Here is a 15,834-nt window from a genome sequence, read left to right on the forward strand (position 1 = left end):
AGCCATCACACGGGAGGATTAAAATGAACAACCAAGATAGAATTGAAGATATGGAACAAAAAATATCCATTGCCTATCAAGAAGGTCATTTTGAACAGGCTAGAGCCCTTGAAAAAACACTCAAGCGTATTCGTGGACATCATAATTTATACGATGAAAATGACCCCTACTCTCTAGAAGGGCGAATTTTTAACGATGATGAATAACATATCAACGGATAAGTAAGATCTGTTATCTTGCTTATCCATTGTATAACTTATCAGATGATAACTACTGCTGAATCTCGGTGTTATTTGCTTGTTCATTTAAAATAGCACCCGAATACAAATCCATTTCTAACTCAACTTGCTGGCCGGCTTTATTACGCGCTTTAACCATAATCTCATTATGCTTGCGCTCGACTTTAATCATTCGAAAATCATAATAACCACTCGATTCGAGCTGCTTCATTGCTGTAGGTACACTTAGCATTTCAACCACGGATGTATCAATCGGATCTGCATTGCTAACATAGCTTTGTAGAAGACAACACATACTGCTACTAATGAATAAGACTTTTATACTTCGAATCACCTTTACCCCTTAATAGCATTATCGCTATGGTTTGATTGAATAATAACGTATTCGCAAACTATGATGCCAATAAAAATCTATGCCAACAGTAGCCTATAATAATTTATCAACCCATGATAATTATTAGCGGTTACATCCTATAGCTTGCCATTATCAAACATCTTCATTTTAAAGGATAACATTATGTCAATATTATACCGTATCGAAACTGATAGTATGGGTGAAATAGAAGTTCCTAAAGACGCGCTGTACCAAGCCCAAACCCAACGCGCAATCAATAATTTTCCCATTAGTGGCTTAACCATGCCAAGTGCCTTTATTCAAGCTCTGGCTTATATCAAGCAAGCGGCTGCGCGCACCAACCTCGATCTCCAACTGATTGATGACAAAATTGCACACGCTATTATTGACAGCTGCCAACTGATTATTGATGGCGATCATCATGACCAATTTCCCATTGATGTGTTCCAAACGGGTTCAGGCACAAGCTCTAATATGAATGCCAACGAGGTTATTGCCACCTTAGCATCACAACAATTAGGCATTACAGTAAGTCCAAATGATGATGTTAACTGCGCTCAAAGTAGTAACGATACCATTCCAACCGCCATTCAAGTCAGTGCCGCATTAACTTGCCACCAGCAACTCTTACCGGCATTACTTCATTTAGAGCAAGCACTCGAGAATAAAAGTCAGCAAGTTAATCATTGTGTGAAAACAGGCCGTACCCACTTAATGGATGCAATGCCGATAACCTTAGGACAAGAACTAAGTGGCTGGCAAAGCCAAATTGAACATGCGCGACGTGGCATTGAGCTAGCACTAGACAATGTATCGGCATTAGCGCAAGGAGGAACCGCGGTGGGTACTGGTATTAACACCCATCCACACTTTGCTGCGATTTTCGCAAAAAATATTGCTATCGCAACCGCAGTGCCATTTACCACTAGCAGCAATTTCTTTTACAGCATGAGTAGCCAAGATGCTGTTGTGGCTTTATCAGGCCAATTAAAAACTCTTGCTGTTGCTATCATGAAAATATCAAATGACTTACGCTGGATGAACTCAGGTCCGTTAGCGGGTTTAGGTGAAATTGCATTAGAACCATTACAACCTGGCTCATCTATCATGCCCGGAAAAGTTAACCCTGTGATTCCAGAAGCGGCAGCTATGGTTGCAGCGCAAGTGATCGGTAATGACGCAACTATTACCGTCGCAGGTCAATCAGGCAACTTCCAACTCAATGTCATGCTACCTGTTATTAGCTATAACTTACTCCAAAGCATTAGTTTATTAGCCACAACAGCAACGCAATTAGCTGACAAAGCGATTACTACATTTACGGTTCGTGATGATCACCTCAAGCACGCTCTTAGTAAAAACCCGATTCTTATTACTGCATTAAACCCTGTTATTGGTTATTTAAAAGCAGCAGAGATTGCTAAGAAAGCCTATAAAGAACAACGACCAATAATTGATGTCGCAGAACAAGAAACGGATTTAACCCGCACTGAGCTAGAGTTATTATTAGATCCTAAAAAACTCACTCAAGGTGGCATTGCGAAATAACACCGCATGTCACTATAAAATAGAAAACATTGTTCAGTTTTTGAGCATTAATCCAGTGAATGTTAGTATTAAGCAATAAATCACTACCATTACTTGTCCAATAATAAAACTGGATGTAACGTATAATATAAATAAACGCCAGTTCAGTACTCTGCACTGGGTATCACTTACAAGCAAAGAGCATTATTAATGAAAAAATTTGTTTTAGCAGCAGCTATCGCATCAACACTATTTTTAGCAGGTTGCAGTGATAAAGTTGACGAATCTACACTTACCAATGTTGTTCAAACAAGCCAATATGAGCAACCTAATCTAGGTATTACTGCACAAACAACACCTTTTGCAGTTAAAAACCTAAAGATCACCAAAGTATTACTTGATACTAAAACAGACTACAAAGCAGAAGTAAGTTACGACTTGGTCGCTAATAAGAGCTTAGATGAATTTAAAAGCTCAATGAAAGAAGTAACGGCTAAATCACAAGCACCAGCTACAGATACAGATACAGATACAACAGCTGATGCCAAGAAAGATGATATGTCATCAGCGTTACATACTCTAAAAAACAACCTTGCTGCTGAAGTAATGGTCGTTGCATTTGGCGCTAAATACGGTGATTTTAAAGCCGGTCAAATTGTTGATACTGTTAATGAAACTGTATCATTGAAAAAAGTAAATGATCAGTGGGTTAAAGATTAATTGTCTTACCCGCAACCATACAAAAACCGCCATCACGGCGGTTTTTTTTATTCTATTAAAAATCGTTATTTACATTAAAAGCTAGAGCGAAGCGATAAACTCAGTTACAGTTATTGTCATAGATGAATGGATATTATAAGGAAGAATATACGATGAATCTTACTCAAGCAGTCCTGACAGTACCTTCTCATATGGTACCTGGTGGTATGCCACAGCCTAATCTCAAACAACTGGGGTTTAGCGATTATAAACGTAGTGTAGATGTTGATACAACGACACTGACACGTTTTGAATTTTCTCGTCCAACCAAACATGCGACTGAGACACAATTTGACGAAGCAATTGAACAATTTATTTGGTTATTCGCTAAAGGCACGCCTTATGTTATAGATAAAACCTTTGCTGATAATACTCCCGATAGCCATTACCGTTATTACTACACCAATAATCAACGTGTGTGCGAATCTATCAACTAACCTATATCTCTTTATAGCCAATCTGTCATATTCATCCTCAATATTCTGAAACCAGATTGGCTATAACGCACACAAATCTTATAATTTTGCAAGTATTCCACTGTCACAATGCAGACGAATCCAATCACCATCGTCTTTCAATAATAATAATGTGCCGTCAATATTGATTGATTTTTCAGTTAGTTGATTAAGTTGATGATCATTACTACGAAATACACGTTTCAAATTCATGCCTAATAATGTATTCAAATAATGCTGTAATGCTGGATCTTTTTGAAATAGTACTGACGAGTTATCGGCCAATTGAAATTGGATTTGTTCAATATCAGTAACAACAACCTGTTGCTGGGTTAACTCAGATGCTAGATTAATATCATTGATGCAGTTTGTTGTTATTATAATTGTTGTATTTGTCATCATTGTTCCTATCTACAAATTAATATCCTGTGATTTACATTACACCCGCTATCACTAAATGAACATAAGATCATTTTTATATTGCAACAACTTCGCTTTATTGCTCGTGTCACGCACAGTAAATGTCGTAAAAAAGCCATAACAACGTCATAAAACTGTCATCGCTATTTCCTACTCTACAGTCCATTGCACCACAATCATAAAGCTATAAACAATAACGGAAGGAATGACACGTGCCATTGACAACCCAAGCAACAACCGCCATTAAAGCAACAATGCCAACTTATCTAGCTATTTTTGACTTAGATGAAACGCTCATCGCCGCTGATTCAGCCAGCTTATGGAATAATTTTATTGTTACTAAAGGATTAGCCCCTGTTTCATTATTAGCCCAAGAACAAGCCATGATAACAGCCTATAGTAAAGGCACACTTGATATGGATAGCTATATGGCAGCAACTCTTGCCCCACTCAAAGGCAAAAGCCAACAACAAATAAAACCCTTGGTTGATGAGTTTATCGATAACATCATCACACCAGCCATCTACCGACAAGCACTTGAGCGTATAGCGTGGCACCGTAAACGTGGCGATCATATTCTCATTATTTCCGCAACTGGCGAGCATTTAGTAAAACCAATAGCAGCCGCCCTTGGAATCAATAATGTCATTGCGATTAATTTAGAGCAAGATCATGGTGTTTATACCGGAGCGACAACCGGTATTCTGAGTTTTAAAGAAGGCAAAGTTGAACGGTTGAAAATGTGGCTGCAACAACAAAGTCATACTTATAAAGGCAGTTATGGCTACAGTGACTCTGCCAATGATTTACCCCTACTTAATGTTGTGAATAAACCTTTTGCCGTTAACCCTGATCCAACATTAGCGATGCATGCGCAAATGAATGAGTGGACGATCATGGATTGGCGCCATGAAAACAATATTCTACGCTGAACATTTAACGCCTCTTCTCACAAAATATCCCTCTAGCCAACCTTCTCGATTCACTATAACAGGCTCTCAAAAGTGAGAGCATGTTAACAAACGATAAATAAATCTATTAACTATGCTTGATAATACATTTTCAGTACCCATTTACAGATAGTAACAAACTAAATGAATTATCTTGTAGCCAACTATAGATGTAGTACAACGAACGTAATACAGTATTCGCGCATTATATTTCGATTTACAAATTACAACGGTGTATTCATCACCAGTTCAATATATTTATGAGAATAATGTAGTTTGTAAGTAATCTTATTTAGCAAGGCTGAGAGTCAAAGTATCTCATCAGCCAAGCAACGGTACACCCTACCAATGACAGGGTATTGAGAAGGTAATCATCATGACTCCACAAGAAAAAGAACTGATTCAAAGCGTTGCTGCTAAGCTTCAAAAAAGCCCTGAAAGCAAAAAAGATGCTGAAGCAGAGCAATTTATCAACACTGAAATTGGCGCACAGCCAGATGCTATCTACAAATTAACACAAGCGGTTCTTGTGCAAGAGATGGCACTTAAACAATTAAAAGAAAAAAACGATTACTTAGAGAAAAACGCTGAGTATTACAAAGAAGAATCAAACCGTGGCACTATGAGCCGTATGTTTGGTGGTTCTCGTCAAGCACCTCCACAACCGCCACAGCCACCAGTTCGCCAGCCAAGTGCTTTTGGCGGTTTCATGCAAACAGCTGCTGGTGTTGCTGCAGGTATGGTTGCAGGTAGCGTTATCAGCAATATGTTATTTGATGATAAACCAGCAGAAACAGCAGCGGCAGATCCTGCGCCAGCAACGGATCCTGCAGCAGATACAACAGCAACTGATACTGCACAAGCAGATCCAGCTGCCGATGCAACCACAGATCCACAAGCAGATGATTCAAGCTTCTTAAATGATGATTCAAACAGCTTTGCTTCTGATTATACCGGTGGCTTTGGTGACGCTGGTTTTGACGATAACAGCGGCGGTTTTGGCGACGCTGGCTTTGGTGATTCAGGCTTTGGCGGTGACGACAACGGCTTTGGTGGCGATGATCTATTCGCTAACAACAGTGGTTTTGGCGATACTGACGGCGGCTTTGGCGGCGATTTCGGTGGCGACGACGACGACTTCTAAGCTCGTAATAACCAACAAATAAAAAGAGTGCGTTTGCGCTCTTTTTTTATCCCCCAACACCTATAAAGGTTAAGTGTTATACCTGATTAGAAATTTCAGTAGCGTTTGATTTATCGATTAAAGCGCGATAAGCCGTTGCTTCAATGGCCGCAATAACAAACGGAATAGCGATCACAATAACACCCCAAATAAAGATATAAATAAACTTGAGACCCATTGCTAAATTAGGATTAGCAAACAACAAGAAAATTGGTAATCCAATAAAAAGAATATAAAAAGCAACCGGTAATAAACCAGCAATCACAAATGCATATAACTTTTTATCTTTTGTTATTGCCAGTGCATCTTTAAACGAGGCTTCTTTACCTGCTGCAATAGCTGGAAGAACGAAAGATAAACGTGAAAACACAATCCAGCCAACGATACCTAATACCAACATTACGCTGTAAACAAAACCATTTGATGCGATTTGATAATCAGCCTCAATTAACAGCCAAATAGCTTGTAATAAAACAAATAACACTAACAAATAGCCACTATAACGACGTTGTTGAGCATCAAATTTAATCCCCTGCCACGGCGCGTCAGCGGTGTCATCTGTATCATGTTTATCTAATATTTGTTGAGTGCGTAAACAAATAATCGAAGAGATCAGAAAGATCGCTATATTAAAAATAAACACCAATATTTCATTATAGAGTTCATTGCCAGCTACTGAGACTTTCATTGAACGTAAAAAATACGTCACTAAAAAAGGAATCAGTAAGGCTTTTAATAACCTTTTTTTATTATGTAAAACCGTCGATAGCGACTGGCTTAATGTTTCCAAAATCATATCCTAACTCCTTAATCAACGTAGCAATACTGACGATTACAACGTTAGCTTCCTTATTGTTATTTTAAAATTTCCATTTTTACATTTAACACGCCGGATCGTGTATTCCCTATTGCCTTAAATGCAGAACTCGATAAATCAATCATACGTCCTCGAATAAAAGGGCCACGATCATTAACCGTAACAATCACACTTTTATTATTACTAATATTAGTAACTTTCACTCTCGTACCAAAAGGTAAAGTACGGTGAGCTGCGGTTAATTTACCTTGGTCAAAAATTTGACCGTTAGCTGTTTTACGTCCTTGAAACATATTGGCGTAAAAAGATGCTTTACCGTAAATGACTTTATTGGCTTTTTTATGTTCAACTGGCTTAATGATTAATACTGGACGCTTAGTTTCAACCGTTGGTGCTTTATTAAGTTGTTCGGAATTTGTACACCCAGACATCATCATAAGGGCCAAAAAACTCACTCCACAATAGCGTATAACAGACCAATTCATATCATTCCTCCAGCTCATCAAACTTATTCAATCACTCACTTATAGACCAAGTAATACAATCAATTACTTGTTAAATTCTATCATTAAATGTAACTAAAAACCGAACAAGATTATATTCAACTGTTTTTAAAAGAAAAAAAACCGACATTAAAGGTAATGTCGGTTACAAAAAGAAATAATAAAACATACTGTATACACCCATTTTTATCTCTACTTCCAATGTAAAAATAAACAATGACACTATAAACCCAGCAAATAACATACCAATATTTAATCCGGTAAATTTCTGTATCTTATTGCTGCTAATAAGCGATATTGTTAGCTAAATATTACTTAAATATTTTTTAGTACCTAACTACAAACAATTTCATTGCAATATAGATAGCAAAATGCAACACCAATCGCTGCATTATTGAAATGCCGTAATAATTAATTACTCAAATTTACACTAGTCGCTTAGTTAAAATATCTTTAGAATGCGCGTTTTCAACTCCTGTAGAAATCCAATATGTTTAAGCTATTAATCTCAATGCCGCCTCAGATCGCCCTTGCTATCGCAATTATTTTTGAAGTCATTGCCACCTCTTTTATTCCCAAAGCAGAGCAATTTACTAAATTAGTACCGAGCACTATTGTTATTGTCGGTTACGCAGTCGCTTTCTTTTTATTATCGGTTACAGTCAAAACAATGCCAGTAGGAATTGTTTATGCTATCTGGAGTGGTGCTGGGATTGTTCTGGTTGCGACCATTAGTTACTTTGCCTACGGACAGCGATTAGACTTACCTGCAATTGTCGGTATTGGATTAATTATTGCGGGCGTATTAGTGGTTAACTTATTATCAAAAACAGTGTCACACTAACCGCTAGTGACTCTTTACAACATCAAATAAGGAATGAAGGATCAAAGACTTCTTCCTTATTTATCACTGCTACATATTGCGGTTCTGCCGTTCGCCGTTTCAAGTAATACTTTGATACACTTAATAGATAAACTTTTTTAATGGTAGATATAAAATAAACCTATTGAAATATCGGTGCAGTTAGCGTCGTTAATAAGGATATTTTATGTCACATCCATCATTGAAATTCTCGCATCAACACCAAGCAGCAGCGCTGTTATACCGCGCAACCTTTGGCCCTCAAATTGATGATCTAAATCCACTGGCTAAGCTCGATGTTAACCAATGGTTTGAAGAACAATACAATGCCTCGCCTTCTTATCATTTGCCGCAACTGCGTCATGCGGTACTAGTATCAGGTAAAACTGAGCCCACAACTAATTTACGGCTTGGCGTATGGTGGCAATATGCATTAACAGCTAACGATCAACTACGCCAGCGTATGGCTTATGCCTTGAGTCAAATTTTAGTGGTTTCAAGTGTTGGTGTTGGCAATCGCCATGAAGAGCTTGCAGCATATTATGATTTATTGGTTGAACATAGTTTTGGCAATTTTAGAGATTTGCTCAAAGCGGTAACAACAAACGCAGCAATGGGTCGCTATTTAACCTTACGTCGCAGCACCAAAGCAAACCCTAAAAATAATACTTTCCCTGATGAAAACTATGCCCGTGAATTAATGCAATTATTCACTATCGGTTTATGGCAATTAGATAAAAATGGTCAGCCACTCACTGATCATAATGGCGATCCAATTGCTTCATACACCCAAAATGATGTTCAAGAATTAGCTCGCGCGCTTACTGGTTGGCAAAGTGGTCATAATGAACACCCAATGACACCGCGCGAACGTAATCATGACACTGAGCAAAAATTCATTTTAGGCCAGCACTTTGCGGCAGGTCAAAATACCGAGCAAGATCTAGATCAAGCATTAGATCTGCTTTTTAAGCATCACAATACGCCATTTTTTATCGCTAATTTATTAATTAAACGTTTTGTTACCAGCAATCCAACCCAAGCCTATCTTTACCGTGTTGCACAAGCCTTTATTGATAATGGCAACGGTATTCGAGGTGATTTAAAAGCGGTGTTATGGGCAATATTAACTGATAGCGCTGTTATTGATGGTCAAGCAAGCAGTCAAAGTCAACTAGGGTTATTAAAAGAGCCAATTCTCATGGCCGCTAACCAAGCTCGTGCACTAGGTGTGACATCATTAGGGGATTATTGGGAAGTAAAAAGTAATGTTCGCTACTTTGGTCAAAGTCCATTACAAGCAGAAACCGTGTTTAACTTTTATCTGCCAGACTTTGCGCCGCAAGGTGAAATTGCCGCAAATGGGTTAACAGCACCTGAATTTAGCCTATTAAGCAGCTATCAAATGCTCAATATTCATAATCGATTATGTGCAGTCCTAAATTGTCACCAATCAACCAAACCGCAGCAATGGTTTTATGCAATTCAACCTTTTATTGCCGTTCAACATGATAGCAATGCCTTAATAGAGATGATTAATACCCGTGTTTTTGCAGGGCTTCTTTCTGATTCTCTACGCGCGCAATTATTTGACCTGTTAGATAATCACATTGCGATAAATCAACAAGTTCGCCGAGTTGAATCTGCTCTTTATACCGCCTTTACTTCACCAGAGTTCTTTTGTCAGGAGTTCGTAGCATGACAATTACATTATCTCGCCGCCGTTTTTTACAATCAACAGCTGCATTATCAGCCGCGACATTATCAACCCCATCGCTTGCGTTACCACAAAACAACACTGTAGATGGCCATAAAGCACTGGTGGTTATTTTCTTACACGGTGGTAATGATGCTTATAATATGATCGTACCAACCAGTGTTGATGCGTATGCCGATTATCACGCTGCACGACCAAAGTTATGCTTAACTGAAACTGAAATTATTCCGCTACCGGTGGCAACAGATAACCATATAACGCTCGGTATACACCATAAAATGTCTGCGTTAGCTGAGTTATTTAACAATGGTGAAGCCACCGCACTGATCAACAGTGGTCAATTACTCGCCCCAACCACAGCATCAGCCATTGAGACTAACCAAGTTGCTTTACCGCAATTTTTGATGGCGCACAACATGCAACAAAACTTATGGCAAACAGGTTCTAACGGCCACAATAACCCACTTGGCTGGGCTGGAAGAATGATGGACATGCTTAATTTACAGAGTGAGCTGTCGCCGCTTATTGGTCTCAATGGTGATAAGCGCCTATTACGCAGTCAGTCTTTAGGACAAACCGTTGTTAGCGACCAAGGTGTAACGAAATACGCCGAATGGAAAGATGAGGTTAAACTTGATCAATATTTTGCTCACTTTACTGAGCGTAGTTACGACAACATCTACAGCCGCCATTTCGCTAAAGTAATGCAACAAAGTGTGAGTGAAAATGAAGCGTTAAAGCAAGTACTTGCGGCTCATCCTGCAACAGCTGTTTACCCTGAAACCAAATTAAGTAAACAGTTAAGCATGGTGGCACGCTTAATTGATGCTCGCCAAACGCTAGGCCAACAACGCCAAGTTTTCTTTGTTGGCTTGGGGGGATTTGATACTCACGTTAATCAAAAAGCCGTCCATGATGAACTTTATACTGAAATTAGTGAAGCCATGGCAGCTTTTAATCAAGATATGCACTCGCAAAATGTTCATCAACAAGTGACAACTATCACCATGTCTGACTTTGGGCGTCGTATTCAAGCCAATGAATCGGGAACAGATCATGGCTGGGGTGGACATCAACTTGTAATGGGAGGTGCGGTTCAAGGTGGACAAGCTTATGGACAGTGGCCAAATCTTACACCTGACAGTGAAGATGATTTTAACCACGGTCGTATTATTCCAAGTATGGCAGCTGATCAGGTCAATGCTTCTTTATGTCGTTGGTTTGGACTTAATGACCAACAAGTATTAACCCTATTCCCACATTTAACCCAGTTTAACTCACCGTACGTCCCTTTCATTTAAGCGGCCAACACAGGAGAAGTAAAGGCTTCTCCTGTGAATATCTACCACTTATTATTAAATAATATTACTCACATAAGCTGCCATATTATGCATAAAATGGGCACCAAACGGCGTGAACATCAGCATAAACAGCGTAATATTAACAATAATTGTTAACCATAAAATCGCTTTAAAGGGCTGTTTCTGAGATTTATGGCGCAGTATTTTTTGAGCCCATAAAGCACCAGGCCACCCTCCCAGCACAGCAAGTAAATGTAAACTTGCTTCCTTCGTACGCCAAGCATCTTTTTGAGCTGCACGTTTATCATGTGCGTAAACAGCAAACGTGACAATACTTAGGCAAATATAACCAATTAACACCCAATATGGACAGCGCGCTAACCACACCCACCCTGCCACTAATGCCAAAAAGAGAACACTGAAACCTTGTGCTTTACTCATAGGCGCGGTGTATTTATACATACCTGAATGTGATTTAACAAATTGAACCGATTTGGCTGCAATTTTACCGTTTTGGCTCGTACCAAGTTGATAATAAACACGTTCATTAATTCGTGGGCGACTTTGGCGTTCTGCTAAAGCACTCACATGAAAAAAGACATTATCACCTCCAGCTTGAGGTCGAATAAAACCAAATCCTTTGTGGTGATTCCACTGCACAATTGTGCCTTGCTTGCTCATTTTTTTACCTGTGGTTTTACATTGTAAACAGATTAACTGCTGATTATTAACCATGATCCTATTGTAATGTCTGTTGTCTCCCTATTTGAGCGTTATAAATTACTTTTTTGGTATCAGGTTAATATTTTTCTCATTAAAAATATCGCGATTGTTGAGTAGCGTCAAAATACTGCATACAATGGCTATGCATACTAGCGCATTTTTACCTCTAAAATCGTCGTTAATAGTGACATTATACTCAACTATATTGCTTTTTATTGACTAATTACGACCGCTCATCAATTAGGTTAACTATGTTTAAACGTTTTGAAAACTTTACCGAGGCATTTCCTCAGCAAGATCCCGAGCAACCGCCACAAGGGATCATTGCTTTTTGCCGTTACTATAGCCGTGGATTTGAAAAGCCACTGCTGATTATGGCTTTTCTCAGTGCTACCGTCGCGATCCTCGAAGTGATTCTCTTTGGATTTATGGGTAAACTGGTCGACTGGCTAACAGAAAGTGATCCCCATACATTTCTTGCTCAAAATGGCACAAGTCTGTTTTGGTTAGGCTTAGTCATTTTAGTATTGATGCCAACATTAGTACTGATTTCATCACTGATCACACACCAATCGCTATTGGGTAACTATCCAATGTCGATTCGATGGCTAGCGCACCGTTATTTGCTTAAACAAAGCGTGTCGTTTTATCAAGATGATTTTGCTGGCCGTATTGCGACTAAAGTCATGCAAACATCGCTGGCTGTACGCGAAACAGTAATGAAAACTGCCGATGTATTTGTTTATGTCTCGGTTTATTTCACTTCATCGTTAGTCATTTTAGCCCAAGCTGACTGGCTTCTGATGTTACCGATGCTATTTTGGTTAGCCGCTTATGTGTGTATTCAGCTTTATTTTGTACCCAAACTAAAACACATTGCAGCAGAACAAGCCGACGCACGTTCAACCATGACGGGATCAATTGTTGATAGTTATACCAACATTTCAACAGTTAAATTGTTTTCTCATGACCAACGTGAAACTGAGTATGCTGAAAAAGGCATGCAAGGCTTCCTAGCAACCGTCCATACTCAAATGCGGTTAGTTACTGGGTTTAATTTCTGCGTTCAACTTACCAACTACACGCTGCTGTTTGCCATTTCTGCGCTATCTATTTATTTATGGATGCACAGTGCGATTCAAGTCGGTGCGATCGCTATTGCCATTAGCCTTGCACTGCGTATTAACGGCATGTCAATGTGGATAATGTGGGAAGTCGGCGCATTATTTGAAAATATCGGTACGGTTGTTGATGGTATGAAAACCTTATCAAAGCCGATTGCCATTGAAGATGATGCCGATGCTAAGCCTTTAGCAGTAACCCAAGGCGGGATTGAATTTGATGATGTAAGTTTCCATTACGGTGAAAACAAAGGCATTATCAGCCATCTTAATCTCAACATTAAACCCGGTGAAAAAGTCGGTTTAGTCGGACGTTCTGGCGCAGGTAAATCAACCTTAGTTAACCTACTTCTGCGCTTTCATGATGTGGAAGGTGGTAAAATTCGTATTGATGGTCAAGATATTACCGCCGTTACTCAAAACTCACTGCGTAGTAATATTGGCATGGTGACCCAAGATACTTCCCTATTACACCGTTCTATTCGTGAAAATATCGTCTATGGCAAACCAGATGCTGATGATGAAACCTTATTTGCCGCCACTCGCCAAGCGCAAGCGCATGAGTTTATCGAAACCCTTACCGACTCTTTTGGTAATGTTGGCTACGATGCACAAGTGGGTGAACGTGGAGTTAAACTGTCAGGCGGTCAACGTCAGCGAATTGCTATCTCGCGAGTATTACTTAAAAACGCACCAATCTTAATTTTAGATGAAGCAACCTCGGCGTTAGATTCTGAGGTTGAAGCTGCGATTCAAGAAAGCCTTAATGAGCTAATGCAAGGTAAAACAGTGATTGCGATTGCGCACCGTTTATCTACCATTGCCGCGATGGATCGGTTAATCATTCTTGATAAAGGCCAAATCATTGAGCAAGGCTCTCATGCTGAGTTATTGCAGCAAAATGGCATTTACGCACAATTATGGGCCCATCAGACCGGTGGCTTTATTGGCGAGCAGGATGTTTCTGACAGCGTTGATGATTTGAATCAGAATATATAGTTGTATTTGATTTTCTTTAACACCAAGCCGCTGATTTAGCGGCTTTTTTTGAATGCTTTGCGGTGATGATGTTTTTGAATAGGAATAAAGAAAAGCATGGGTACTATATATTTTTACATTTTTCTCAAGCCTGCCCAACTATAGTTACTCTCCCGACAATACTTGCCAGTGTCCAACCTTTGTCATTCCCTACAGTGAATGCCCGCGAGGGCGATAGGGAATCTATTCACAGCGCGTTGTAGAGTTATTATTTTCGTTGATGTCTGTAATGCTCAAACGAGTGGTGAATAGATCACGGGCAACCCTCATTTCTCTATTATTCAAAAACATATGGTTGTCCTATGTTTTTTTCTTTAAAAATTCAACATGCGGTAAGTAAACTCTCTATCGACATCGACCTCACAATCATTCTCTAATTAGAAATAACAGCAGCTAGATAAAAATTACGGGAGTCCCCAGTATTTCTATTTACATTCGGTCAAATATAGAGCCTATATCAGGACTAAACAGCTTATGATATAACTTAGTAGCATAACTATCAGTCATACCTGAAATATAGTCACATATTACTCGTTTTTTATTCGTTGAATGTTGATACTTTTTATAAGTAGATGTCGGAAGTAAACGCTTGGGATTTTCTTGAAGAACTTCAAACAAACTAAGAACCATTTGTTGCCCTTTATACTCTAAAGTTTGAACTTCTGGTCTTTTTATTACATTCTTAAATACAAACGTCTTTAATAGTTTAAGCAATGATTTTGCTTCGCTAGACATTTTTACCTGATATTTAAGCAATGGCGTTTCAAACTCGGTCTTTTCATACACCTCAATGCTAGGTATAAAATAACCGATTAACTTACTAATTGCATGCTTACGGTCTTTATTAGATTCTGAAAAGAGTTTTTCATTAAAGAAGTCAATATCACCATGTATGATATTATCACTTCCCATCTTTGTTATAACTTCATCATTCCATTGTTTAAAAGTTACCAATTGTAGAGCCAATGCATCTTCTAAATCATGAACTCCATAAGAAATGTCATCAGCCAACTCCATTATTGATGTGTCAAAACCTTTAAATTGTGCTCCAGAAACACCATCCTCATCAGTTATTGGTGTCCTAAATAACAATTTGTCATTTTCAGGTATTCCATCAAGAATCCAATCTAAAATATCACTATCATCATCATGAATACACTTTGGTGGTTTATAGCCATCAATATTAATCTTATTTTTACAACCACATATACTGGAGTAATCCGCTACTTCTTTATGTAATACTGGATACTTTAATAACCCCAACGTTGTTCTACGAGTTAAGTCTAAACCACAATCTGGAGAATACTCACCAAGCCTACTAACAATTCTTAATGTTTGCCCATTACCTTCAAAACCACCTTGATCGTTCATATAGAAGTTCAAAGCAACTTCTCCACCATGCCCAAATGGAGGATGCCCTATATCGTGAGCTAAACAAATTGCTTCAATCTGGCTTAGTGTTGGAATCCACTCAAGATAATCTTCTCTACCCTTATACTTTTCACGTAAATGCTCGCAGATTCCAGATCCAATCTGTGCGACTTCTAATGAATGAGTTAGTCGTGTTCTGTAAAAATCACTTTCACCAATTCCTAAAACTTGAGTCTTTGACTGTAATCTCCTAAATGAAGAAGAATGAATGATTCTTGCCCTATCTCTTTGAGCCTGACTATCATCCGTATTTGAATTAAATGGCTTTGCTTCATAACCATCTAAATATCTGCGTCTTGCTTGCCACATATATAAAATCCTTCTGTAAATATAACAATTTATTAATAAGCATCCTTACTTTATACGCAAAAACACACTCATAAATTTCGCTAATAATATTCTATTTAATTCACCAAAATACAAAATATGGGAC

General features: G+C 38.7%; 16 protein-coding genes. 10 read left to right on the forward strand and 6 right to left on the reverse strand.

The genetic code is table 11. The annotated features are described in order from the left end of the window. Positions 1 to 23 precede the first annotated feature (23 nt). On the forward strand, positions 24 to 206 hold the full coding sequence (locus G6R09_RS01350) for a hypothetical protein (RefSeq protein ID WP_061000000.1): 183 nt from the start codon (positions 24 to 26) through the stop codon (positions 204 to 206). A gap of 64 nt (positions 207 to 270) precedes the next feature. Here the strand turns inward: G6R09_RS01350 and G6R09_RS01355 are convergent, their stop codons facing one another. Next, positions 271 to 573: a PepSY domain-containing protein gene (locus G6R09_RS01355; RefSeq protein WP_235859650.1), complete on the reverse strand. Its 303-nt coding sequence runs from the start codon at positions 571 to 573 to the stop codon at positions 271 to 273. Between the two features lie 183 nt (positions 574 to 756). On the opposite strand from G6R09_RS01355, the gene G6R09_RS01360 reads away from it, so the two are divergent. From G6R09_RS01360 to G6R09_RS01370, 3 genes are all read left to right on the forward strand, one after another. After that, positions 757 to 2,142 (forward strand): aspartate ammonia-lyase, encoded by a 1,386-nt coding sequence (locus G6R09_RS01360; RefSeq protein WP_163920152.1) that lies wholly within the window; start codon positions 757 to 759, stop codon positions 2,140 to 2,142. Positions 2,143 to 2,331: 189 nt separating this feature from the next. After that, positions 2,332 to 2,841 (forward strand): hypothetical protein, encoded by a 510-nt coding sequence (locus G6R09_RS01365; protein WP_163920154.1) that lies wholly within the window; start codon positions 2,332 to 2,334, stop codon positions 2,839 to 2,841. A 152-nt stretch (positions 2,842 to 2,993) separates the two neighbouring features. Then, the gene (locus G6R09_RS01370) at positions 2,994 to 3,317 is read left to right on the forward strand and encodes a hypothetical protein (RefSeq protein WP_065167267.1); all 324 of its coding nucleotides are present in this window, start codon (positions 2,994 to 2,996) and stop codon (positions 3,315 to 3,317) included. Positions 3,318 to 3,395: 78 nt separating this feature from the next. Here G6R09_RS01370 and G6R09_RS01375 read toward each other — a convergent pair whose 3' ends face one another. Next, a complete protein-coding gene (locus G6R09_RS01375) occupies positions 3,396 to 3,737 on the reverse strand; it encodes a hypothetical protein (RefSeq protein WP_156673538.1) in 342 nt (113 codons plus the stop codon). Positions 3,738 to 3,967: 230 nt separating this feature from the next. Between G6R09_RS01375 and G6R09_RS01380 the strand changes: the two genes are divergently transcribed. Together G6R09_RS01380 and G6R09_RS01385 are read left to right on the forward strand one after the other, a co-directional pair. Continuing rightward, complete coding sequence (locus tag G6R09_RS01380; protein ID WP_240345681.1) at positions 3,968 to 4,687, forward strand: HAD family phosphatase; 720 nt, start codon at positions 3,968 to 3,970, stop codon at positions 4,685 to 4,687. A 394-nt stretch (positions 4,688 to 5,081) separates the two neighbouring features. Then, positions 5,082 to 5,849 carry a DUF2076 family protein gene (locus tag G6R09_RS01385; protein WP_065167269.1) on the forward strand — a complete coding sequence of 256 codons (768 nt, stop codon included), beginning with the start codon at positions 5,082 to 5,084 and terminating at the stop codon, positions 5,847 to 5,849. Positions 5,850 to 5,925: 76 nt separating this feature from the next. Here G6R09_RS01385 and G6R09_RS01390 read toward each other — a convergent pair whose 3' ends face one another. Further along, positions 5,926 to 6,684, reverse strand: coding sequence for a hypothetical protein (locus G6R09_RS01390; RefSeq protein ID WP_163920156.1), 759 nt, complete (start codon positions 6,682 to 6,684; stop codon positions 5,926 to 5,928). A 59-nt stretch (positions 6,685 to 6,743) separates the two neighbouring features. After that, complete coding sequence (locus G6R09_RS01395) at positions 6,744 to 7,190, reverse strand: septal ring lytic transglycosylase RlpA family protein (RefSeq protein ID WP_065167271.1); 447 nt, start codon at positions 7,188 to 7,190, stop codon at positions 6,744 to 6,746. Positions 7,191 to 7,719: 529 nt separating this feature from the next. Between G6R09_RS01395 and G6R09_RS01400 the strand changes: the two genes are divergently transcribed. The 3 genes from G6R09_RS01400 to G6R09_RS01410 all read left to right on the forward strand — a co-directional run bounded on the left by G6R09_RS01400 (position 7,720) and on the right by G6R09_RS01410 (position 11,088). Further along, the gene (locus G6R09_RS01400) at positions 7,720 to 8,052 is read left to right on the forward strand and encodes an SMR family transporter (RefSeq protein WP_065167301.1); all 333 of its coding nucleotides are present in this window, start codon (positions 7,720 to 7,722) and stop codon (positions 8,050 to 8,052) included. A gap of 205 nt (positions 8,053 to 8,257) precedes the next feature. Beyond that, a complete protein-coding gene (locus G6R09_RS01405) occupies positions 8,258 to 9,772 on the forward strand; it encodes a DUF1800 domain-containing protein (protein WP_163920158.1) in 1,515 nt (504 codons plus the stop codon). Then, on the forward strand, positions 9,769 to 11,088 hold the full coding sequence (locus G6R09_RS01410; protein WP_240345682.1) for a DUF1501 domain-containing protein: 1,320 nt from the start codon (positions 9,769 to 9,771) through the stop codon (positions 11,086 to 11,088). The genes G6R09_RS01405 and G6R09_RS01410 overlap by 4 nt, the downstream gene beginning before the upstream one ends. A 54-nt stretch (positions 11,089 to 11,142) precedes the next feature. Here the strand turns inward: G6R09_RS01410 and G6R09_RS01415 are convergent, their stop codons facing one another. Beyond that, positions 11,143 to 11,769: a cold shock and DUF1294 domain-containing protein gene (locus tag G6R09_RS01415; RefSeq protein ID WP_163920160.1), complete on the reverse strand. Its 627-nt coding sequence runs from the start codon at positions 11,767 to 11,769 to the stop codon at positions 11,143 to 11,145. 293 nt (positions 11,770 to 12,062) lie between these two features. Here G6R09_RS01415 and G6R09_RS01420 point away from each other — a divergent pair, with 293 nt between their 5' ends. Next, a complete protein-coding gene (locus G6R09_RS01420; protein ID WP_163920162.1) occupies positions 12,063 to 13,931 on the forward strand; it encodes an ABC transporter ATP-binding protein in 1,869 nt (622 codons plus the stop codon). Between the two features lie 468 nt (positions 13,932 to 14,399). On the opposite strand, the gene G6R09_RS01425 is transcribed toward G6R09_RS01420, so the two are convergent. Then, positions 14,400 to 15,710 carry an anti-phage deoxyguanosine triphosphatase gene (locus G6R09_RS01425; RefSeq protein WP_163920164.1) on the reverse strand — a complete coding sequence of 437 codons (1,311 nt, stop codon included), beginning with the start codon at positions 15,708 to 15,710 and terminating at the stop codon, positions 14,400 to 14,402. Positions 15,711 to 15,834: the final 124 nt, after the last annotated feature.

This window comes from Photobacterium sp. Alg240-V54 (assembly GCF_900537155.1).
Classification (GTDB): Bacteria; Pseudomonadota; Gammaproteobacteria; order Enterobacterales; family Vibrionaceae; genus Photobacterium.